The following is a 20576-nucleotide window of genomic DNA, read 5'->3' as shown; positions in this document are numbered from 1 at the left end:
GTGCATGCGCAGAGCGGTGGCGCGGTCGGGGACGGTATTCCCACGCCGGCCTGGGCGCGCGTGGTAACGTTGTTTCCGCCGTCGGACCGGATTCTGTCCACCATCCTCACGCGACAGGCCGAGCGCTATGGCGACCGTGTCCTGCTGGTCGCGGGCGAGACGCGCTGGACCTTTGCGCAGGCCGCGGCGATCGCGGCTGCCTCGGCCCAGGCGCTTGTCGATGCCGGCATCAAGCCGGGCGATCGGGTCGCGTTGATGTGCTCGAACCGTCCGGAGTTCTTGCAGGTCTATCTCGGCTGTGCCTGGCTCGGCGCCATCGCGGTCCCGATCAACACGGCGCTGCGTGGCTTCCAGCTCTCCCACATCTTCCGCAACTCGCGTCCCGCGCTTCTTGTCGTTGAGGCTCAGTTCGCTGGCGCGATCGACAGCGTCGAGGCCGGTGTCGAGCTGCCGCCCCGAACCTGGATCATCGGAGCAGCCGACGAAGCATTCGATGCCAGGCTGTCCGCGGTGCCGTTGCCGGCGTTTGGCGCTTCCGCGCCGGCCGGCGCCGTGCGTCCCGGCGACACCGTTGCGATCCTCTACACGTCAGGCACTACGGGGCCGGCAAAGGGGGTGTGCTGTCCGCAGGCGCAATTGTTCTGGTGGGGCATCTATTCGGCGCGGGCGCTGGGCATCCGCGAAGGCGATGTGCTGTTCACGACACTGCCCTTGTTCCACACCAACGCGCTGAACGCGTTCTATCAGGCGCTGCTGAACGGCTGCACCTACGTGCTGGAGCCGAAATTCTCCGCCTCTGGCTTCTGGACCGCCGCGCAACGGCATAAGGCAACGGTCGGCTATCTACTCGGTGCGATGGCATCGATGCTTCTGGCGCAGCCGGAGACGACGAACGACAAGACGCATCGGCTTCGTGTCGCGCTTGGCGGCGGCGTGCCGCCGCAGATCCACGCTCCGTTCCTGCAGCGGTTTGGCGTGCCGCTGGTCGACGGCTACGGGTCGACCGAGACTAATTTCGTGTTCGCCGGCACCATCCCGTCCGATCGTCCGGGGACGATGGGCTATCTGGCCGACGGCATCGAAGCGCGGATCGTCGACGAGAATGATTCCGCACTTCCTGATGGCGAGGCCGGCGAGCTCGTGCTTCGCGCCAGCGAGCCCTTTGCTTTCGCCACCGGCTATTTCGGCATGCCGGAGAAGACGGTCGAGGCCTGGCGCAACCTGTGGTTCCACTCTGGCGATCGGGTGGTCCGGGATGCTGACGGACACTATCGCTTCATCGATCGCATGAAGGATTCGATCCGCAGGCGTGGCGAGAACGTATCTTCATGGGAGGTCGAGCAGACCATCCAGTCCCATCCCGCGGTCGCCGCTTGCGCGATCTACCCGCTGCCGTCGGAATTGGGAGAGGACGAAGTTGCGGCGGCGATCCTGCTCGAGCCGGGCCGATCGCTGGAGCCCGTCGATATTGTCAGGCACTGCGAAGGCCATATCGCCTATTTCGCCATCCCGCGCTATGTGCGCATTCTGAGCCAGCTGCCGCTGACGGAAAACGGCAAGATCAAGAAGGGCGTGCTGCGCGATGAGGGCGTCACCGCGGATACATGGGATCGCGAGGCGGCCGGCGTGAAGTTGCGGCGTTGAGCATCGGCCGACTCAGGGCTTCTGTAGCGCGTCCCTGACGGCGCTCTTGAGCTCGTCGAGCTCGCCGATCAATCCGTCGAACCGGTCCGCCGGGAAATCCGCCAGCAGTTCGGCAAGCCATGCGCCGTGGCTCTTGGCCATTCGCCTGAAGGTCTTGCGGCCTTCGACCGTCATGCAGACAATCTGTACGCGGCGGTCGAGGTTTGACGGCGTGCGGGTGATGTATCCATCCGCGACCAGTCGGTCCACGATCGGCGTCAGGTTCCCGGCCGAGACCATCAGGCGCTTGGGCAGCTCTCCCAGCACAAGCCCGCTCGGCTCACGGTCGAGTTGGGCGAGAACATCGAAGCGCGGCATCGTGAAATCGAACTCTTCGCGAAACCGGCGCCGCAGCTCGCCCTCGATCAGAGTTGTGCAGGCGAGCAGCCGGAGCCAAACTCGCGTTTGAGCCCTGTACTCAGCTTCCTGATCCGCCCCATTCTTGGCCGAAACAGGCGTGGGCTCCTTCGCGAGTGCCAATCGAATCTCCCGGGCTTCGTGGCCATTTGAAAGCTGGAGCAGCTCTCATGGACATGGGCAAGATAGTTCGTGCCAAAAGTAAATTCAAGGCGGAGCCCGAGGGTCTCGGAATCGGCGCCGCTGCTGCGGCTTTGAGCTGCCGCGTCGGGTCATCGCAGAACCGCCTTGACAATGCATGCGCCGACGAAATACTTTATGCTTAAAATAATTTGAGTGAGAGCTCGACACACGGCGCGACGCGCGAAAGCGAGGGATCATGCGCATAGTCTGTATCGGCGGCGGCCCGGCCGGCCTTTATCTGGGCCTGCTGATGAAGCGTCGGCATCCAGAGCACGTCATCACGGTCGTCGAGCGCAACAAGCCCTACGACACGTTCGGCTGGGGGGTCGTGTTTTCCGACGCCATGATGTTGGCGATGCGCGTTGCCGATCCCGAGAGCGCCGCCGAGATCGAGGATGCCTTCAATCACTGGGACGACATCGAGCTGGTCTTCAAGGGGACTCGCCAGCGTACCAGTGGCCATGGCTTCATCGGCATTGGCCGCAAGCACCTGCTCAACATTCTCCAGAGGCGCTGTGAGGCGCTGGGTGTCGAGCTCGTGTTCGAGCGCGAGGTCGAGTCCGATCTCGAATTTCCTGACGCCGATTTGATCGTTGCCTGTGACGGCGTCAATTCCAGGATTCGTGCCCGCTATGCCGAGCAATTCCAGCCAGACATGGTGATCCGGCCGAACCGCTTCATCTGGCTCGGCACAAAGAAGGCGTTCGACGCCTTCACGTTCGATTTCCAGAGGACCGAGCATGGCTGGTTCCAGGCGCACATCTACAAGTTCGATGCGGAGACCTCGACCTTCATCGTCGAGACCACGGAAGAGACCTACAACGCCCACGGGCTTGGCGAACTCGATCAGCAGGGGTCGATCGAGTTCTGTGAGAAGATCTTCGCCGGGACGCTCGACGGTGCAAAACTCCTGACCAACGCACGCCATCTGCGCGGCTCGGCCTGGCTGAATTTCAGCCGCCTGATCTGCGGCAAATGGAGCGTCTTCAATGGCAAGTCGCATGTCGTTCTGATGGGCGATGCCGCGCACACCGCGCATTTTGCCATCGGCTCGGGCACCAAGCTCGCGCTCGACGACGCCATCGAGCTCGCCAATCAGTTCGACCGCCATGGTCACGGTCGCGAGGGCATCCCGACTGTTCTGGAGGCCTATGAAGAGGTGCGCCGCGTCGATGTCGCGCGCATCCAGAATGCTGCGCGCAACGCCATGGAATGGTTCGAGGTGGTCGGCCGGCGCTATGCCGACACGCTCGAGCCGCCGCAATTCTTCTATTCGATGCTGACGCGCTCGCAGCGCATCAGCCACGAAAACCTGCGTCTGCGCGACCGCACCTGGCTGGAAGGCTTTGAGCGCTGGTTTGCTGCGCGCGCAGGGATCGCACTCAAGGACGGCGAACGGGTGCCGCCGCCGATGCTGACGCCGCACCGCGTGCGTGGCCTGTCGCTGGCGAACCGCATCATGGTCTCGCCGATGGCGATGTATTCGGCGCAGGACGGGCTCATCAACGACTTCCACATCGCCCATCTCGGCGCGCGCGCCATGGGCGGCGCGGCGCTGATCTTTGCCGAGATGACCTGCGTCTCGCCGGATGCGCGGATCACGCCGGGATGTCTCGGGCTCTGGAACGATGCGCAGGCTGAGCAATGGCGCCGCCTGGTTGAGCTCGTCCACAGTGTTGGACATGGGAAGGTCGGGATTCAGCTCGGCCATGCCGGGCGCAAGGGCGCGACCCGAGTGCCGTGGGAAGGAATCGATCAGCCGCTGGCATCAGGAGATTGGCCCCTGATGTCGGCCTCGGCCTTGCCGTATCTGCCCAACAGCCAGTTGCCGCGGGCGATGGACCGCACCGACATGGACCGTGTGCGCGACGATTTTGTCGCAGCGACACATCGTGCCGCTGCCGCCGGCGTCGAGTGGCTCGAGCTGCATTGCGCCCACGGCTATCTGCTGTCGAGCTTCCTCTCGCCGCTGACCAACCGCCGCACGGACGACTACGGCGGCAGTCACGAGAACCGGGCGCGCTTTCCGCTGGAGGTGTTCAAGGCCATGCGCGCGGCGTGGCCCTCCGATCGGCCGATGTCGGTGCGTCTGTCGTGCCATGACTGGACCGACGGCGGCAACATTCCGGCCGACGCGGCGATCTTCGCCGCGATGTTCAAGGAAGCGGGGGTGGACGTGATCGATTGTTCCTCGGGGCAGGTCTGGAAGGAGGAGCGGCCGATCTATGGACGCCTGTTCCAGACGCCCTTCGCCGATCTGATCCGCAACGAGGTCGGCATCGAGACGATCGCCGTCGGTGCGATCTCCGAGGCCGATCACGCCAACTCGATCCTAGCTGCCGGCCGTGCCGATCTCTGCGCGATTGCGCGGCCGCATCTTGCCGATCCGGCCTGGACGCTGCACGAAGCCGCGCGTATCGGCATCACCGCGGTGAGCTGGCCGAAGCAATATCTGTCCGCCAAGGGGCAGTACGAAACCAACCTGGCACGCGCCGCCGCGGCGGCCGCCCCATGAACGGAGGAGATGACAAATGAGCTCCGTTGCGAAGGTCATCAGGCGCGACTGGCTGGACTGGCCGTTCTTCGAACAGCGCCACCACACGATCGGCGAGAAGCTCGATCGCTTCGTGCAATCGGGGGCGCTCGACACGGTCGACCACGATGATGTCGACGGCGCCTGCCGCAGCCTCGTGCGCGCGATGGGCGAGGCGGGGCTGCTCGATTGCGCGGTCGCGCCACCCGATGGCGATGCGACCACGATCGATTCGCGTTCAATCTGCCTGTCGCGCGAGTCGCTCGCCTATGCCGATGGCCTTGCCGATTTCGCCTTCGCCATGCAGGGGCTCGGCTCCGGCGCGATTGCGCTCGGCGGCTCAGTTGAGCTGCGCAAGCAAGTGCTGCCAAAAGTTCGCTCCGGCGAATGGCTCGCGGCCTTCGCGCTGTCCGAGAAGGAGGCGGGGTCTGACGTCGCGGCGATGTCCTGCACCGCGCGCGCCGACGGCGACGATTATGTCATCGACGGCGAGAAGACCTGGATCTCCAACGGCGGCATTGCCGACGTCTACACGCTGTTTGCCCGAACCGGCGAGGCGCCGGGCGCCCGCGGCATCTCGGCCTTCGTCGTCTTTCCCGACGATCCCGGCTTCGGCATCGCCGAGCGCATCGATGTCATCGCGCCGCATCCTTTGGCTACGTTGCGCTTCACCAATTGCCGGATTCCGGCGAGCCGTCGGCTCGGCGCGCCCGGCGGCGGGTTCAAGCTTGCGATGCAGACGCTGGATATTTTCCGCGCCTCGGTCGCGGCCGCGGCTCTCGGTTTCGCCCGGCGGGCGCTCGACGAAGCCCTGTGGCACGCGCGCAGCCGGCACATGTTCGGTGCGACCTTGGGGGATCTCCAGCTGACCCAGGCCGCGCTCGGCGACATGGCAACCGACACCGATGCCGCCGCACTGCTGACCTACCGCGCGGCCTGGCGCCGCGACGTCCAGAAACTTCCGACGACGCGCGAAGCCGCCATGGCGAAGCTGACCGCGACCGAGACCGCGCAGCGCGTCATCGATCGCGCTGTCCAGATGTTCGGCGGTCGCGGCGTGCGCAAAGGAGAGGTCGTCGAAAGCCTCTACCGCGAAATCCGGGCGCTGCGCATCTACGAGGGCGCGACCGAGGTCCAGAAGCTGATTGTCGCTCGCGAGCTGTTGAAGCCGCGCTGAGAAGATAGAGAGTTCCGCATGAGTACGATGAGAAAACCGGAAGCTGTCGCGACCGGTCTGCAAGTGCTCCAGCCCAGCGGCTGGCCGCAGCCGAAGGGATATGCCAACGGCATCATGGCCGAGGGACGCCTTGTCGTGACGGGTGGTGTCGTCGGTTGGGATGTCGCGGGGCGGTTTGCCGACGGGTTCGTCGCGCAGGTTCGCCAGACGCTCGAAAACATCGTCGCGATCCTGGCCGAGGGTGGCGCGCAGCCGCACCATCTCGTGCGCCTGACCTGGTACGTCGTCGACATGGACGAGTACGTCACGAATCTGAAGGCGCTTGGGAAGGCCTATCGCGAGGTGATCGGCACCCACTATCCAAGCATGGCGCTGGTGCAGGTCGTGCGTCTCGTCGAGCCCTCGGCGCGCCTCGAGATCGAAGCGACCGCCGTCGTCTCAAGCTGATCAGCGCATCGACTGCCAGGCCAAGAGCCTGCGCTCAGCCAGGGACATGGCAACCGACGTCACATAGCCCATTGCCCCGAGCAGGATCACGCCGGCAAAAAGATCAGCCGAGCGGAATGCGCGCGCTGACAGCAACACCCAATGGCCGAGGCCGTCGAGCCCGGCCAGCACCTCGCACACCACCGAGAGGATCAGCGCGACGGTGAGGCTCAGCCGCATGCCGGCGAGGATGTCGGGCAGGGCTGACGGCAACGCGATCTTGAAGACGACCGCGGGCCTCGACATCTGCAACGCGCGCGCGACTTCGTAGAGGCGCGGCTCGACGGCGGCAAAACCGTGAATGGTCGCAAGCATGATTGGCCAGATCGCACCGAAGGCGATCACGAACAGGGCCATGCCCTCCGTCAGGCCGAACAGCGCGATCGCGACGGGGATGATAGCGGAGACCGGCAGCGGGCGCAGAAATTCCAGCGATGGCGCGATGTAGGTGCGCATCAGGCGAGACGATCCGATCAGAGCGCCGAGCGCGATGCCCGCGATCGAGGCGGCGAGCCAGCCATAGGCCATGTGCTCCAGCGTGCCGACGAGCTTGCTTGCGAGATCGCCGCTCGCAAAGCCACGTACCAGCGCGGTCCAGGCGCGGTCCGGGCCGGGCAGAAACACAGGCGAGACCAGCTTGAGATTGGCGATGAGCTGCCAAAGACCGACAAAGCCGGCGGCGACCGCAAAGCTTGCCATGCGCCAGATCATTGCGGTGGCGCTCATGACCCGGCTCCGGCGGTCGCTGCACGGCCGAACAAGCGGTGCTGGACGACGATCAAAGCGAGGTTGAGTCCATAGCCAATGGCACCAATCCAGACGAGATAAGCGAGCATCAAATCGGGTCGCAGCGCCTGCTGGGCCAGCATGATGCCGGCGCCGAGGCCGAGCGGATTGATCGCGATCTCGACCGTCACCGCGACGATCAGTGCAATACCGGCGGACAGCCGGAACGCGACGAAGATACGCGGCAGCGCGGCCGGAATGATGATCTTGATGGTCCGCTGCACCGGCGTCAGGCGCAACGCGCGTGACACTTCCATCAACCGTGGCTCGATGCCGCGGACGGCGGTGCGGCTCAGGATCAACATCGGCCAGACGCAGGCAAAGGTGACAATCACGATCTCCATGCGATAGCCGAAGCCGAGCGCGATCAGTGCGATCGGCAGCAGCGCGATCGACGGAATCGGCCGGATCGCCTCGACGGTCACTTCCATGAGACGATCGAGCATGCTCGAAACGCCGAAAGCGATCCCGAGCCCGAGCCCGATGATGCTGCCGATCGCGAGCCCCGCAAACGCCGCCAGCAGAGTGTCACGGGTGGCAATCGGGATCGTGAGGTCGGCGAGTGCTGCGACCAGAGCGGCGAGGACCGCACTCGGAGGCGCCAAGCTGTCGCTCTGCAAATGGGCAAGGCGGATCCAGAGCTCGAAGGCGAGAAGTGCCGCCAGCGGCAGCAACAGCGGCTTGGTGCGCGCGAGGCTCAATGTTCGGTCGCCTTGATGAAGTCGAAGAGTTGCCGGCGCAGCCGCAGGAATTCCGGGTGCTCGCGGGTGGCAAGCTGGTCGCGCGGGCGCGACAGGTTCACGTCCAGCTCGATTCCGATCCGCCCCGGATGCGGCAACAGACCGACGACGCGGTCGCCGAGATAGATCGCCTCGTCGAGATCGTGGGTCACGAAGATGACGGTCGTGTTTGTCGCCGCCGTCAACGACAGCACCTCGTCCTGCAGACCTTGCCGTGTCATCGCATCGAGCGCACCGAACGGCTCGTCCATCAGAAGCGTGGTTGGCTCCTGTGCGAGACAGCGCGCGATCTGCAATCGCTGCTGCATGCCGCCGGACATTTCCGCCGGATATTTCTCGGCATGGGCGGGCAGGCCGACCTTGCGTAGCAACTCAGCGATCCGGCCGGGTCGCTCGCGCGCGGGAATCCTAGAGGCCTCCAGCGCAAGCGAGATGTTGCCGGCTGCGGTTCGCCAGGGCAGCAGCGCCTTGCCGTAGTCCTGGAATACGATCGCGACCTCGCGGCGCGGTTCGAGCATCGCCTGGCCATCGAAGGTGACGGCGCCGCCGGTCGGACGATAGAGGCCCGCCGCGAGACGCAATGCAGTGGTCTTGCCGCAACCGGAGGCACCGACAATGCAGAGGAATTCGCCGGGACGCACCGTGAGATCGAGATTTTCGATAATGGTCTTGCCGCCAAGCCGGAGCGTTGCGCCATTGAAGCTGATCAATGGCTTTTGCTGCCGCGCCGCCTTTGCGTCGTCAAGTCTTGCAAGAAGGATCATCGGTTGCTCTCGCTGGCGGGCGGATAGACGAAGTTGATGGTCGAGTGTAGGTGTGCTTCCAGCATCTTTTGTGCACCTGGCACGTCTCGCGCCAGCACGCGGTCGGCAAGCATTTGATGGCTACGGATAAAGTCCGCACCGCTGTCAATTCCGCTCATCATCACGCGGCGGTAGCGATAAGCCTGGTCGTAGAGGTCGGAATGCGCGCCGAGCATCCGCCCCGAACCGCAAGCCGCGAGGAGGGCGGTGTGAAAGCCCTTGTGCAGGCGGTCGAAATCGGCGGCGCCCTCGCGGAATTCGTTGCCGGTGCGCTCGATGTGGCGACGCATCTGGTGCAGCGCGCTGACGATGCCGGCCTCCCATGCGTCATCCCCATGGATGATGGCTAACCGGATTGCCTCCTTCTCGACGGCGGTGCGCATGCAGGTGATGTCGGCCAGGTCTTCGCGGCTGACGTCGGCGACGCGAAAGCCACGTTGGCCGATGCCCACGATCAATCCGCGTGACATCAGGCGCGATAGACCCTCGCGGAGCGGCGTGGCGCCGATTTCATAGCGCTGCACGAGATCGACGATGCCAAGCCGCGACCCCGGCGCCAGGCGTCCGGCGAGAATGTCTTGCTCGAGGAGGGTAGCCGCGCGCTCGCTCAAGGTGCCGGCTTCGCCGTTCGGACGTTCGACAGGGCGTTCGGAAGCCGGCATCGCAGGGGTCCTCAGTTCAGCACCAGTTTGCTTGTATCGAGCTTTGATTGCAGCATCTTCTGCGACGACATCACCTCGATCCACCAGGAGAGGTTCTCCGGCTTCAGGCGTGGCTCGGACTGATTTGGAGGCGTCGCCTTGACGAGATCGAGCGGCTGTTTGGTGAACTTTGCGATCGAAGCGGAGGCCTTCTCGCGGTCGCTGTTGACGATCACTGCCGCTTCCGCGATCGCATCGCGAAACTTGGTCACGGTCGCGGCGTTCTTCTCCGCCCATTCGCGCGAGGCCGCATAGAAGATGATCGGGTCGGTGCGGGCGAGCTCGACGGCGTAGCGTGCGCCGACCGAGCCGAGGCCCGCATTGGTCATGCGGGTGACAAATGGCTCGGCGGTGAGAACGGCATCGACGCTGCCGGACTTGATGATGTCGGCCATCGTCGGGAACGTCACCTCGACGAACTTGACGCTCTTGGGATCGACACCTTTCTCCACCAGCCACTTCACGAACAGCACATGCAGGAACGCGTTAAGGCCCGGTGCGCCGACTTTCTTGCCGACGAAGTCCTTGGGCTCGTTGATGGTGATGCCGTTCCGGACGAAGGCCGTGATGGCGTTGTTCGACGTCGTGTTCATCACGGAGGCGCCGGCAATGCCGACCAGATCGAGGCCGCCGTCAACCGCCTGGAGGAAGACGGTCGAGGTCGGTCCGCCAATCTGGATGGAGTTCGACAGGATCGCGGCAGGGATGTTCGAGTTGATGGCGATCGGCGTCATCTCGACGTCGAGCCCGTGCTTTTTGAAAATGCCTTCGTCGACCGCGACCATGGCGGACGCACAGTCGGAGGTGGCCGTGCAACCGATCTGGATTTTCGCTTGTGCCGCCGCCGAGCCCGCCAATGCGCAAGCCATCTGAAGCGAAATTCCGAGCGTGATCGCCAATCTTGCCAACTGCCTCTTCAAACTATCCTCCCAAGGCGCATTTTTTTATCTTGATTATCGATATTTTATTCGATCATATATTTTCAATCAGAGCAAGGGGTGTCCAAGGTGAAACTCGCTACATTCAGGTCGGCTGGTCAGGACAAGATCGGCATCGTGCATTCCAAGGACGGTCGGATATTCGACATCGCCGCGTCCGCTGCGCGCGATGGTCAGGATCATCCGGCCTTCGCCTCGATGCTGGCGCTGATCGACGCGGGGCCCGGCGCGCTGGAGCAGGCGGCGGCGCTGTTCGAGAAGCACGGCGCGGATCCGGCGCTGTCCTCGGCGACATCAGCGGTGGACATCCTCGCGCCGGTGCCGGAGCCCCGGCAGATGCGCGACGGCATGTCGTTCCCGCTGCACATCCTCCAGGCGCCGCGCGGGCAGCGCAAGCTCGCGGCGCGCGCCAAAGGCGACATGGAGGAGCTGGCGCGGGTCGACGCCGAGCCGCTCGGCGAATTGCCCGAGGTCTATCGCAAGCAACCGATCTTCTACATCACCAACCGCTTCAGCGTTCGCGGCACCAACACCACCGTCAAATGGCCGCGCTATAGCAAGGTGATGGACTACGAGCTCGAATTCGGCATCATCACCAAGAACAGGGGCGCGAATATCCCTGCGGCGAAGGCGAGGGATCACATCTTCGGCTACACCATCTTCAACGATTTCTCGGCGCGCGACGCGCAGCGCATCGAGATGGAAGGACGGCTTGGCCCCGCCAAGGGCAAGAGCTTCGATGGTGGCAATGTGATGGGGCCGTGGGTCGTGACGCCGGATGAGATCGGCGATCCCTACAAGTTGAAGATGGAAGCGCGTGTCAACGGCGAGACCCGTTCAACCGGCGTCTCAGACGGGATGCTGTTCTCGTTCGAAGAGATCATCGCCCATGTCACGCAGGACGAGACGCTGATGCCGGGTGAATTCATCGGTTCAGGCACGGTGGGCAATGGCTGTGGACTCGAGCTCGGCTGGTATCTCGAGCATGGCGACACCGTCGAGCTCGAAGTCGAGAAAATCGGCGTCTTGAGGAACAGGGTCGAGCGGCAGGACGCCTGAGCTCGCAACGGACTGAAAAAATCAACGAGGAATCACCATGGCGCGCAAACTGATCGATATCTCCGTACCGCTGCAAAACGACGTGCCGGCCGATCCGCCGGGCAACCATCCGACCATTCAATACATCGATCATCAGCAGGGCTTGCCGCGCATGCTCCAGTTCTTCGATGGGCTGAAGGCGGAGGATCTGCCCGACGGTCAGGGTTGGGCGGTGGAAATGGTCAATCTGTCCACCCATAACGGCACCCATCTCGATGCGCCCTGGCACTTCCATCCCACGATGAACCGTGGCGAGCGCGCCTGGACGATCGACGAGGTGCCGCTGGAATGGTGCTTCCAGCCCGGCGTGAAGCTCGACTTCCGCCATTTGCCCGACGGATATGTGGCGACTGCAGGCGATGTCGAGGCGGAGCTGAAGCGGATCGGGCATACGCTGTCGCCGCTAGAGATCGTCGTCGTCAATACCAGCGCCGGCGCCAAATACGGGCGGCAGGACTACGTCACCTCGGGCTGCGGGATGGGCTATGAGGCGACCATGTATCTGCTCGAACGCGGCGTGCGGCTGACCGGGATCGATGGCTGGAGCTGGGACGCGCCCTTTGTCTACACCGCGAAGAAATATGCCGAGACCAGGGATGCCAGTTTGATCTGGGAGGGTCACAAGGCCGGACGCCACATCGGCTATTGCCACATCGAGAAGCTGCACAATCTCGAGCTTCTGCCCTCGACCGGCTTCATGGTGTCGTGCTTCCCGGTGAAGATCGAGCGGGCATCCGCGGGCTGGACGCGGGCGGTGGCCATCGTTGACGGCTAGAGGTCGCAAGCGTTCGATCGGTGTGGATCTACAGGCGTACGACTTCCCCCGTTCGAACGCTCTCGTCGGCGGCAAAGACGATGCGGAGCGAGTTGATCGCGTCCTCGTGATGCTCGGACAGATCGATTTCGCCACGGATCGCACTCAGAAACATCAGCTGCTCGCGTTCGCAGAGTTCCTGATGGCCGGGCTCATCGGCGGTCGAGATTATTTCGTCCGGCTTGGCAAAGCGGTCTTCGCTGTCACGCGCCGCGTGATGGACGCGAAGCGCGTTGGTGCGTGTATGCGAGTCATGTTCCGCCGAACCGGCGCCCGCATCGCCGCTCTCTTTCGCGACGATCGACACGCTGCCATCAGGGCCGATCATGTCTTTCACGAAATGGGCGGTCTCGCTCATCATCGGACCCCAGCCGACCTCGTACCAGCCGACCGAGCCGTCGTCGAACATGATGTGGAGATGGCCGTAATTGTACATGGCCGGCGCGATCTCGCTCGTCAGTCGCGCCCCGACTGCGTGAACCGCGACGGGGCGGGCTCGCGTCACCTGGCACATGATGTCGACGTAATGGACGCCGCAGTCGACGATCGGTGAGGTCGACCGCATAAGTCTCTTGTGCACCTCCCAGAAAGAGCCCGCGGACTGCTGGTTGAGATTCATGCGCATCACGAGCGGCTTTCCGAGCGTTCGTCCGATTTCGACGAACCGCGACCATGCGGGATGGACGCGCAGGATATAGCCGACCAGCAGCGCCTTTCCGGCTGCGTGTGCAGCGCTCACGACGTGCCGCGCGGCATCCAGCGTGTCGGCCAGCGGCTTTTCGCAGAAAACATGCGCGCCGGCGGCGAAAGCCCGCAACGCCATGGCGGCGTGATGCTCGGTGTAAGTGCAGATCGCGACCGCATCGGGACGCAAATTTGTGAGCGCCTCCTCGTAGCTTTCGAAGCGCGGAAGAGCAGGAAACTCGGCCTCGAGATCGTCGCGATCGGCCGCGCGAGAGGTGCAAAGACCAACGAGCTCGAAACCCTCGATCGATCTGTAGGCGCGGGCATGGCTTGTTCCCATGGTGCCGAGGCCAACCACGAGAACGCGGATCTTCTGTGGGGACGAAACGGAGAGCGAGGACATGGCTCGATCGCGTCCTTCAATCAGGTGTTAAGGGGGCAGCCCTCGATCCAGGTTTCCTGCACGCGCAGCTCGTCGTCGAGATGCACGAGGCTGGCGAGATAGCCTGGTGCGATACGGCCGAGGTCAGTATCGCGCCGGAGAAACGTCGCCGGAATGCGCGACGCCATTGCGAGGGCATTGGCGAGCGGAAGCCTGAGGACGTTGACGGCATAGCGCACCGCCTCATCCATGGTCAGAACCGAGCCGGCGAGCGTCCCGTCGTCGAGCCGCAGGCAACCGTCAACGGACGTCACGCGCCGGCCCTGAAGATCGAAATGATCGGGGCCGCCGGCCGCCGGCGGCATCGCGTCGGTAATCAGCATGAAACGATCGTGCCGCTTGGCGGCTAGCGCAACGCGCAAATTCGCCTCGTGGACGTGATGACCGTCGGCGATGAGGCCGACGAACACATCGTCCAGATCGAGTGCGGCACCGACCATGCCCGGCTCGCGTCCCGTCGGCGGGCTCATCGCGTTGAACAAATGGGTGAATGCGCGCGCGCCTGCTTCCACGGCCCGGCGCGCCTCCTGGTAGGTTGCGTCGGAATGGCCCAGCGAGACAAGCACGCCCTGCCGCGTGAGCTCGGCGATGCTCTCGGCTCCGACCCGGTTGGGCGCGAGCGTCAGCATGATCGCGCCACATTCTGCCTTGGCGATTGTCGCGATGTCGTCGGGTTCGAGATTGCGGATGTAGTTGAGTTCATGCGCGCCCTTGCGGCGCGGATCCAGGAAAGGGCCTTCCAGGTGAATGCCAAGTGCCGCAGGGGTCAGACGCCGCGCCTCGCGCGTCGCTGCGATCGCGGTGGCCATCACCTGCGGCGTGTCGGTCACCAGCGTCGGCAGCAGCCCGATGGTCCCATGGTCACGGTGCGCGGCCGCGATGCGGGCGATGCCTTCGGGCGTCGGGTCCTCGTTGAACAGGACGCCGCCGCCGCCATTGACCTGAACGTCGACATAGCCGGGCGCAAGCAGGCCGCCGCCGAGATCCCGCATGGCGCCGTCAGGTCTCTGCGAGTGGGGAACGATTGCGGCAATGCGCGCGCCGTCGACGACGACCGCATGGTCATCGAGAAAGCGTTCGCCATCGAAGATCCGCGCGCCGGACAGAACGATCATCAGACGGTCTCCGTTACCTTGCGCAGATTGCGCGGGCGGTCGGGATCGCGCCCGAGCCGGAGCGCGAGCGCTTCGGCAAGCCGGTAGAAGCGGTGGATCATGACGATGGGCTCCAACAGGGGCGCCTCGACTCGTGCGGTCGCGAGTCGATCCGGCTCATCGTCGCCGCCTGCTTCGATTGCGATTACCGTCGCGCCGGCGTCGGCCAGCGCCGCGAGCGCCGGCAGCATGCCTTCGCGCGCCGGATCGGACGGCAGGAAGGCGATGATAGGGAAGCCCGAAGCAACGAGTTCGGCCGGGCCGTGCAACACCTCGGCCGCGGAGTAGGCCTCGGCGTGAATCGCGCACGTTTCCTTGAGCTTGAGCGCCGCTTCCGCGGCGATCGCAAGCGTCGCGCCGCGACCGAGCACGAAAGCGCTGCGGGCATTTGCAAGTCTGGCCAGCATCGCCGCGGGCGGCGGCGTTGCCTGGGCGCGCAGGACGTCCGGGAGGCCGGCGAGGGCGTCTGCGAGCTGCCGATCCTCGCGCCAGGCGGCGACGAGGCTTGCCCCGGCGACAAGACCGGCCACCATCGACTTGGTCGCGGCGACGGAACGTTCCGTCCCGGCGCAGAGCGGCAGCAGGATTTCAGCCTCTTGCGCGAGTGGCGAGGCGACGTCATTGACCAATGCGAGGGCCAGCGCACCGCCGCTGCGCGCGGCGCGCTGCATTTCCACAATGTCAGGGCTGCGCCCCGATTGCGAGATCGCGACGGAAACGCTGCCTTTGAGCCGCATCGGCGTCCGGTAAAGCGTCGCAATGGAGGGGCCGATCGAGGCGCAAGGCACCCCCGATAGAATCTCGACGAGATATTTCAGATAGAGCGCGCAGCAATCCGACGAGCCGCGGCCGATGGTTGCAACGAGCGGCGGATCGAGCGCGCGCAGACGGGCGCCGACTTCAGCAAGCCGATCAGCATTCTGACCAAGCTGGCGCGCAGCCGCTTCACCCGCCTCGCCGATCTCCTGAAGCATGTGGGTCGTCATCGCTGCGTCTTTCGGGCCGGGGGCGACAGCGTGAGTTCGGAGACGAAGTCATAGGCGTCGGCGCGGTACCAGGACTTCGTGAACTCGACGCAGGACCCGTCGGCGAGGTAGGCGATGCGCTGGATGTAGAGCGCGGGGCTGTCAGGCGCGACGCCAAGCAGTTCGGCATCCGCATGATCGAGGAGGGTCGCACGCAAGCGCTGCAGGCCCCGGGTTGGTCTGAAGCCCCTTGCGGAGAGCGCCTCGTAGAGCGAATCGCCGACCGATTCCTGCTCAGGAAGAAAGCGTATCGGCACGGCAGCGCGTTCGATCGCCATGGGCGAACCGTCGGCCAGGCGCAGGCGTCCGAGCCGGAACACGCGGTCGTTCGGCCGTACACCGAGCATCATCGCCTCTTCCGGCGTCGGCAGGAAGACGCCGCGTTCAAGCTCGCGCGAGCTCGCCTCCAATCCGCGCAGCCGCATGTCTTCGGTGAAGCTCGTCAAACGCGAGGAGGGCTGTTCGACCCGCGGCGTTGCACGATGGATGAAGGTGCCGGCGCCGTGACGGTGAAACAGCACGCCTTCGGCGATCAGATCAGCGATCGCCTTGCGCAGCGTCGTGCGCGATACCTCGAGCAGCTCGCACAACACGCGCTCGGCCGGAAGCAGCTGCGTCTCCGCGAAGCGTCCGGTCTCGATCTCGCGCCGAAGCGCATCGACCACGGCACGATAGAGCTTTTGGCCGGGCGCCGTCTCGACCGTCATGGACATGCCGCGTCCTCCGCGAGCGTTCCGCCGGCAAGAAGGATCGCACCGTCGACGGCGTCGCGTCGCGGCTGGGCGAGACGCTTGGCCACATCGGGCGGCAGGAAGGGGCGCAAGGGCTCTCCGAAGCCGCCCGCCAGCGCAATGCGCTCGGCGCCGAGCGCGTTCAGCGCGTTCGCGAGAGCCGCTATCGCGGACGCTGCTTCCGCGACGATTTCGCGCGCGCGCATATCTCCGGACCTTGCGACGTCAAGGATCTGGGGCGCGAAGGCTCCGTAGTCTCTGGGTCTGGCGTCCGCTGCCCAGCGGCTCATCCGCAATGGATCGTCATCAAAATGTCGACCGAGCGCCTGTGCCAGTCCGCTCATCGGCTCCAGGCCGTCGATCGCACGCAGCGTCGCGCGCAGCGCGGATTCGCCGAGGCGCGCGGCGGATCCGTCGTCGCCGAGCCAGAAGCCGCGTCCGCCGATGATCGTCGTTCGGGTCCCTACGCGCGCGATGCCCGCCGAGCCCGTGCCCGCGATGATCAGGCCGCCATCGCCGACGCCGTTGGCGCCGACGCAAGCGGCGACAGCATCATTGACGGCGACGACCCGCCCGAAGCCGGGCAGGGCGGCGGAGACACGCTCCGCTTCATTGTCGTCCGAAAGACCGGCAAGGCTGAGGCCGAGGGCGATCTCCTGCCGCGGTGCGCCGGCGCTGATCGCGGATTCGATGGTGTCGCGCACGACCAGCATCGCCTCGTCGAAGTCGAGATAGATGTTCGAAGCCGGCCCTACGGCGCGCCCGAGTTCGCGGCCGGACGAGTCCCGCAATCTCGCGCGGCAACGGGTGGCGCCGCCGTCTACTCCGAGAAAGAACCGGGCTGTCGCCAAGGGGCCTCCTAAAAAAATTCTTAACGGCTCTAGACAAGTGGTATGTCACGTGTCTAAAACGAATACAAGAGGTATCTACCATTGGTATTCACGATGCTGGTACTGCCGAGTGGAGAGACGGTCGGAGAGAGGTGCGGCGACACCGCCGACGTCGTGACGACCGATGAGGCGATGTTTGCGGAGGCAATGCTCGCCTCCTATCGCCGAGCGATTGCTTCGGTCGCGGCTGTTTCCAGTGATATCCGTACGGCGGCACTTCGGCTCGCCGCCGTTTGGCGAGCCGGCGGACGTCTGGTCTATGCCGGCGCAGGGTCGTCGGGCCTTGCGGCGGCCGAAGATGCCGCCGAGCTTCCCGGGACGTTCGGCCTTGACCAGAGCCGTATCGCGATTGTCCTGCCTGGCGGAGCCGTTGAGCCATTTCGCATCGACGGCGCGGCCGAGGACGATGCTGCAGCCGGTGAGCGTTCGATAGCCGAGCTTGGTGATCTCTCCGGCGACGCCGTGATCGCTGTATCGGCGAGCGGCTCGACGCCGTTCACTGTGGCCGCGGCCGCAGAGGCGCGTCGCCGCGGCGCCTTCGTTATTGGCATCGCGCATCGTCCCGCCTCGCAATTGCTCGTTGGCGCCGACGCGTCGATCCTGCTCGAAAGCGGGGAGGAAGCGCTGCGGGGCTCGACGCGGCTCGCGGCCGGAGCCGCGCAGAAGGCCGCGCTTGGCATGCTCTCATCTTTGATGGGACTCGATCTCGGTCACATCCATCAAGGGCTGATGGTCAATCTGAAGGCCGATAACGCCAAGTTGCGCGAGCGGGCGCGCGGGATCGTCGCGGCGATTGCTGATGTCAGCGATGCCAAAGCGGCAGCGGCGTTGCGTGAGGCTGACGGAGACGTCAAGCCGGCGGTGTTGATTGCGTGCGGCATCCCCAGCATGAGTGAAGCCGTCAATTGGCTCGCCGCTGCTGAAGGCCGCATCGACGACGCATTGCGCCGCGCAAGGGGTAACGGAATCAAGGGCGAAGGCCCGAACAAGGGAGCGTAGCATGAGACGGACATTCAAGGCCGGATTGGGAGCTGAGGTTGCCGCGTTGGCGTTGCTCGCGGGGCTGGCGTCGGCCCAGGCGGGCTCGTTGAAGATCGAGAGCTGGCGCAATGACGACGCCGACATCTGGAACTCCAAGATCATTCCCGCCTTCAACAAGCACTATCCCGACATCAAGATCGAATTCGCGCCTTCGGCGCCCAAGGAATACAATGCTGCCCTCAATGCGCGGCTCGATGGCGGGACCGCCGGCGACCTCATCACCTGCCGTCCGTTCGACGCCTCGCTCGCGCTCTATCAGAAGCATCAGCTCGATAGCGTCGACGCCATCAAGGGCATGGACAATTTCTCCGATGTCGCAAAGGCCGCGTGGCAAACCGACGACGGCAAGACCACTTTCTGTGTTCCGATCGCCTCCGTCATCGCCGGATTCATCTACAACAAGGAAGCCTTCGCCAAGGTCGGCGTGACCGAGCCGAAGACGCTCGACGAATTGCACGCCGTGCTCGAGAAGTTCAAGAAGGACGGGACCTATGTCCCGCTGGTGATGGGCACGGCCGACCAGTGGGAGGCCGCAACCATGGGCTTCCAGAACATCGGTCCCGACTATTGGAAAGGCGAGGCAGGGCGGGCCAATCTGATTGCCGGCAAGGAGAAGCTCACCGACCCGCAATACGTCGCGGCCTTCAAGGAGATCGCAAGCTGGGCACCCTATCTCGGATCGGGCTTCCAAGCGCAGACCTACGCCGACAGTCAGAACCTGTTCTCGCTCGGCAAGGGTGCGATCTATGCCGCTGGCTCGTGGGACATCTCGACGTTCAGGGGCCAGGCGAAATTCGCCATGGGTGCTTTCCCGCCGCCGCAACCCGCCGGCACGACGGATTGCTATATCTCCGATCACACCGACATCGCGATGGGCATCAACGCAGCCTCGAAGAACAAGGAGGATGCCAAGAAATTCCTGGAATGGTTGACGACGCCGGAATTCGCAACGATCTACGCCAACGCGCTTCCCGGCTTCTTCCCCCTCGCCAAGACTCCGGTGAAGGTCGAGGACGACGTCGCTGCAACGATGGTCGGATGGCGGCAGACCTGCAAGTCGACGATCCGCAATTCGTATCAGATCCTGTCGCGCGGAACGCCGAATCTCGAAAACGAACTCTGGAACGTGTCCGCGCAGGTGGTCAACGGCAAGCTGACGCCCGAAGCTGCCGGCAAGCAGCTCCAGGATGGTCTCGACAAGTGGTACAAGCCCGCCAAGTGATATGAGGTCTCCCTCTCCCCGCTTTTGCGGGGAGAGGGACCGTTCTTGGTCGATAGTTGCTGCACGCTTCGCCAGGAGATGGCACCAGCAAACAGCGGCGATAACGCATGTTAGGTTTGTTCTTTCCCCGTCATGGCTGAACCGGTCTCGCACGTCACGGCCCAGATGCCCCGCGCAAAGCTCGCGGGCCTTCTGCTGTTCTTTCTCGGGCCTGCGGTCGTGATCTACACCCTGTTTTCGATCTACCCGCTCGTCGCGACGATGGCGCTCTCGACGTATACGAGCGATACGTCCGGAGCACGATCTTTCGTCGGCCTCGCCAATTTCCAAACGCTGCTCGGCGATGCGCTTTGGTCGAAGCCATTCTGGAATGCGCTCGGCAACAACCTGATATTCTTCGTCGTGCATATGTGCGTGCAGAATCCGGTCGGTATTGCGCTCGCTGGATTGCTCAGCCTGCCGGGTGTGAGGCTCAAAGGCTTTTATCGCACCGTGATGTTTCTCCCGACGATGTTGTCGGTTGTCATTGTCGGCTTCTCCTGGAATCTGATCCTTTCGCCCCTCTGGGGCGTGGCCTCCGGCGCCCTGAAGGCGGTCGGATTGGGCTCGCTCTTTGCCCCATGGCTCGGGCTCGAATCGAGCGCGCTCGTCACCCTGTCCCTCATTTCAGTCTGGCAATTCGTCGGCATCCCGATGATGTTGATCTACGCCGCGCTGCTCAACATCCCCGAAGAGCTAATCGACGCGGCACGGGTCGATGGGCTCGGACAGTTCCGCATTTTCTTCCACATCAAGCTGCCGCTCGTGCTGCCGACGATCAGCCTGGTCTCGGTCCTGACCTTCGTCGCCAACTTCAACGCTTTCGATCTGATCTACTCGGTCAAGGGCGCGCTTGCGGGGCCGAATTTCGCCACCGACATCCTTGGCACGTTTTTCTACCGCACCTTCTTCGGTAATCAGCTCCAGCTAGGCAATCCGACGATGGGCGCTGCGGTCGCGACCGTGATGTTCTTCATCATCCTTCTCGGCCTCTGCCTCTATCTCTTCCTCGTGCAGCGGCGCATTCGCCGTTACGCTTTCTGAGGGGG

The 20576-nt window shown here is 64.3% G+C and carries 20 protein-coding genes; 9 read left to right on the top strand and 11 right to left on the bottom strand.

Annotation, left to right across the window (positions count from 1 at the left end; genetic code table 11):
- Positions 1-1644: an ATP-dependent acyl-CoA ligase gene (locus tag L6639_RS03570; protein WP_237858957.1), complete on the top strand. Its 1644-nt coding sequence runs from the start codon at positions 1-3 to the stop codon at positions 1642-1644.
- A 12-nt stretch (positions 1645-1656) separates the two neighbouring features.
- On the opposite strand, the gene L6639_RS03565 is transcribed toward L6639_RS03570, so the two are convergent.
- Positions 1657-2163, bottom strand: a complete 507-nt coding sequence (locus L6639_RS03565; protein WP_237858955.1) for a MarR family winged helix-turn-helix transcriptional regulator — start codon at positions 2161-2163, stop codon at positions 1657-1659.
- Positions 2164-2419: 256 nt separating this feature from the next.
- Between L6639_RS03565 and L6639_RS03560 the strand changes: the two genes are divergently transcribed.
- Genes L6639_RS03560 through L6639_RS03550 form a run of 3 tightly spaced genes read left to right on the top strand, consistent with a single transcriptional unit; the run spans position 2420 to position 6380 of the window.
- Positions 2420-4738: a bifunctional salicylyl-CoA 5-hydroxylase/oxidoreductase gene (locus L6639_RS03560; RefSeq protein ID WP_237858954.1), complete on the top strand. Its 2319-nt coding sequence runs from the start codon at positions 2420-2422 to the stop codon at positions 4736-4738.
- 16 nt (positions 4739-4754) lie between these two features.
- Entirely contained in the window at positions 4755-5933 is a 1179-nt protein-coding gene (locus L6639_RS03555) for an acyl-CoA dehydrogenase family protein (RefSeq protein WP_237858953.1), read from the top strand.
- A gap of 18 nt (positions 5934-5951) precedes the next feature.
- On the top strand, positions 5952-6380 hold the full coding sequence (locus L6639_RS03550; protein ID WP_237858952.1) for a RidA family protein: 429 nt from the start codon (positions 5952-5954) through the stop codon (positions 6378-6380).
- Here the strand turns inward: L6639_RS03550 and L6639_RS03545 are convergent, their stop codons facing one another.
- Genes L6639_RS03545 through L6639_RS03525 form a run of 5 tightly spaced genes read right to left on the bottom strand, consistent with a single transcriptional unit; the run spans position 6381 to position 10318 of the window.
- The gene (locus L6639_RS03545; RefSeq protein WP_237858951.1) at positions 6381-7145 is read right to left on the bottom strand and encodes an ABC transporter permease; all 765 of its coding nucleotides are present in this window, start codon (positions 7143-7145) and stop codon (positions 6381-6383) included.
- Positions 7142-7906 carry an ABC transporter permease gene (locus tag L6639_RS03540; RefSeq protein WP_237858950.1) on the bottom strand — a complete coding sequence of 255 codons (765 nt, stop codon included), beginning with the start codon at positions 7904-7906 and terminating at the stop codon, positions 7142-7144. Before L6639_RS03540 ends, L6639_RS03545 begins: the two co-directional genes overlap by 4 nt.
- Positions 7903-8709, bottom strand: coding sequence for an ABC transporter ATP-binding protein (locus L6639_RS03535; protein WP_237858949.1), 807 nt, complete (start codon positions 8707-8709; stop codon positions 7903-7905). The genes L6639_RS03540 and L6639_RS03535 overlap by 4 nt, the downstream gene beginning before the upstream one ends.
- Positions 8706-9410, bottom strand: coding sequence for a GntR family transcriptional regulator (locus L6639_RS03530; protein WP_237858948.1), 705 nt, complete (start codon positions 9408-9410; stop codon positions 8706-8708). Before L6639_RS03530 ends, L6639_RS03535 begins: the two co-directional genes overlap by 4 nt.
- 11 nt (positions 9411-9421) lie before the next feature.
- Positions 9422-10318 carry an ABC transporter substrate-binding protein gene (locus L6639_RS03525; protein ID WP_338076521.1) on the bottom strand — a complete coding sequence of 299 codons (897 nt, stop codon included), beginning with the start codon at positions 10316-10318 and terminating at the stop codon, positions 9422-9424.
- Between the two features lie 138 nt (positions 10319-10456).
- Between L6639_RS03525 and L6639_RS03520 the strand changes: the two genes are divergently transcribed.
- Together L6639_RS03520 and L6639_RS03515 are read left to right on the top strand one after the other, a co-directional pair.
- Positions 10457-11446, top strand: a complete 990-nt coding sequence (locus tag L6639_RS03520) for a fumarylacetoacetate hydrolase family protein (RefSeq protein WP_237859431.1) — start codon at positions 10457-10459, stop codon at positions 11444-11446.
- Positions 11447-11483: 37 nt separating this feature from the next.
- Entirely contained in the window at positions 11484-12260 is a 777-nt protein-coding gene (locus tag L6639_RS03515; protein ID WP_237858945.1) for a cyclase family protein, read from the top strand.
- A gap of 28 nt (positions 12261-12288) precedes the next feature.
- Here L6639_RS03515 and L6639_RS03510 read toward each other — a convergent pair whose 3' ends face one another.
- The 5 genes from L6639_RS03510 to L6639_RS03490 are packed head-to-tail and all read right to left on the bottom strand — an operon-like array spanning position 12289 to position 17186.
- Complete coding sequence (locus tag L6639_RS03510; RefSeq protein WP_237858943.1) at positions 12289-13386, bottom strand: Gfo/Idh/MocA family protein; 1098 nt, start codon at positions 13384-13386, stop codon at positions 12289-12291.
- A 20-nt stretch (positions 13387-13406) separates the two neighbouring features.
- Positions 13407-14540, bottom strand: a complete 1134-nt coding sequence (gene nagA / locus L6639_RS03505) for an N-acetylglucosamine-6-phosphate deacetylase (RefSeq protein ID WP_237858941.1) — start codon at positions 14538-14540, stop codon at positions 13407-13409.
- A complete protein-coding gene (locus L6639_RS03500) occupies positions 14540-15565 on the bottom strand; it encodes an SIS domain-containing protein (RefSeq protein WP_237858939.1) in 1026 nt (341 codons plus the stop codon). Before L6639_RS03500 ends, nagA begins: the two co-directional genes overlap by 1 nt.
- Positions 15562-16317, bottom strand: coding sequence for a GntR family transcriptional regulator (locus L6639_RS03495; protein WP_237858937.1), 756 nt, complete (start codon positions 16315-16317; stop codon positions 15562-15564). The genes L6639_RS03500 and L6639_RS03495 overlap by 4 nt, the downstream gene beginning before the upstream one ends.
- A complete protein-coding gene (locus L6639_RS03490) occupies positions 16308-17186 on the bottom strand; it encodes a glucosamine kinase nucleotide-binding domain-containing protein (protein WP_237858935.1) in 879 nt (292 codons plus the stop codon). The genes L6639_RS03495 and L6639_RS03490 overlap by 10 nt, the downstream gene beginning before the upstream one ends.
- A 93-nt stretch (positions 17187-17279) precedes the next feature.
- Between L6639_RS03490 and L6639_RS03485 the strand changes: the two genes are divergently transcribed.
- From L6639_RS03485 to L6639_RS03475, 3 genes are all read left to right on the top strand, one after another.
- Positions 17280-18224 (top strand): N-acetylmuramic acid 6-phosphate etherase, encoded by a 945-nt coding sequence (locus tag L6639_RS03485; RefSeq protein ID WP_237858933.1) that lies wholly within the window; start codon positions 17280-17282, stop codon positions 18222-18224.
- Between the two features lies 1 nt (position 18225).
- Entirely contained in the window at positions 18226-19488 is a 1263-nt protein-coding gene (locus L6639_RS03480; protein ID WP_237858931.1) for an ABC transporter substrate-binding protein, read from the top strand.
- A gap of 132 nt (positions 19489-19620) precedes the next feature.
- Positions 19621-20571 (top strand): carbohydrate ABC transporter permease, encoded by a 951-nt coding sequence (locus L6639_RS03475; protein WP_377802675.1) that lies wholly within the window; start codon positions 19621-19623, stop codon positions 20569-20571.
- Positions 20572-20576: the final 5 nt, after the last annotated feature.

Origin of the sequence: Bradyrhizobium zhengyangense (genome assembly GCF_022012555.1) — a bacterium.
Classification (GTDB): domain Bacteria; phylum Pseudomonadota; class Alphaproteobacteria; order Rhizobiales; family Xanthobacteraceae; genus Bradyrhizobium; species Bradyrhizobium zhengyangense.
This window is presented reverse-complemented; position numbering and strand designations above follow the sequence as displayed.

Bases quoted from the DNA above. Each gene is read 5' to 3' on its own strand.
- L6639_RS03515 (WP_237858945.1), top strand. From the start codon at position 11,484: ATGGCGCGCAAACTGATCGATATCTCCGTACCGCTGCAAAACGACGTG.
- L6639_RS03495 (WP_237858937.1), bottom strand. From the start codon at position 16,317: ATGTCCATGACGGTCGAGACGGCGCCCGGCCAAAAGCTCTATCGTGCC.
- L6639_RS03550 (WP_237858952.1), top strand. From the start codon at position 5,952: ATGAGTACGATGAGAAAACCGGAAGCTGTCGCGACCGGTCTGCAAGTG.
- L6639_RS03560 (WP_237858954.1), top strand. From the start codon at position 2,420: ATGCGCATAGTCTGTATCGGCGGCGGCCCGGCCGGCCTTTATCTGGGC.
- L6639_RS03510 (WP_237858943.1), bottom strand. From the start codon at position 13,386: ATGTCCTCGCTCTCCGTTTCGTCCCCACAGAAGATCCGCGTTCTCGTG.
- L6639_RS03545 (WP_237858951.1), bottom strand. From the start codon at position 7,145: ATGAGCGCCACCGCAATGATCTGGCGCATGGCAAGCTTTGCGGTCGCC.
- L6639_RS03535 (WP_237858949.1), bottom strand. From the start codon at position 8,709: ATGATCCTTCTTGCAAGACTTGACGACGCAAAGGCGGCGCGGCAGCAA.
- L6639_RS03555 (WP_237858953.1), top strand. From the start codon at position 4,755: ATGAGCTCCGTTGCGAAGGTCATCAGGCGCGACTGGCTGGACTGGCCG.
- L6639_RS03480 (WP_237858931.1), top strand. From the start codon at position 18,226: ATGAGACGGACATTCAAGGCCGGATTGGGAGCTGAGGTTGCCGCGTTG.
- L6639_RS03530 (WP_237858948.1), bottom strand. From the start codon at position 9,410: ATGCCGGCTTCCGAACGCCCTGTCGAACGTCCGAACGGCGAAGCCGGC.
- L6639_RS03475 (WP_377802675.1), top strand. From the start codon at position 19,621: ATGGCTGAACCGGTCTCGCACGTCACGGCCCAGATGCCCCGCGCAAAG.
- L6639_RS03525 (WP_338076521.1), bottom strand. From the start codon at position 10,318: ATGGCTTGCGCATTGGCGGGCTCGGCGGCGGCACAAGCGAAAATCCAG.
- L6639_RS03500 (WP_237858939.1), bottom strand. From the start codon at position 15,565: ATGACGACCCACATGCTTCAGGAGATCGGCGAGGCGGGTGAAGCGGCT.
- nagA (WP_237858941.1), bottom strand. From the start codon at position 14,540: ATGATCGTTCTGTCCGGCGCGCGGATCTTCGATGGCGAACGCTTTCTC.
- L6639_RS03485 (WP_237858933.1), top strand. From the start codon at position 17,280: ATGCTGGTACTGCCGAGTGGAGAGACGGTCGGAGAGAGGTGCGGCGAC.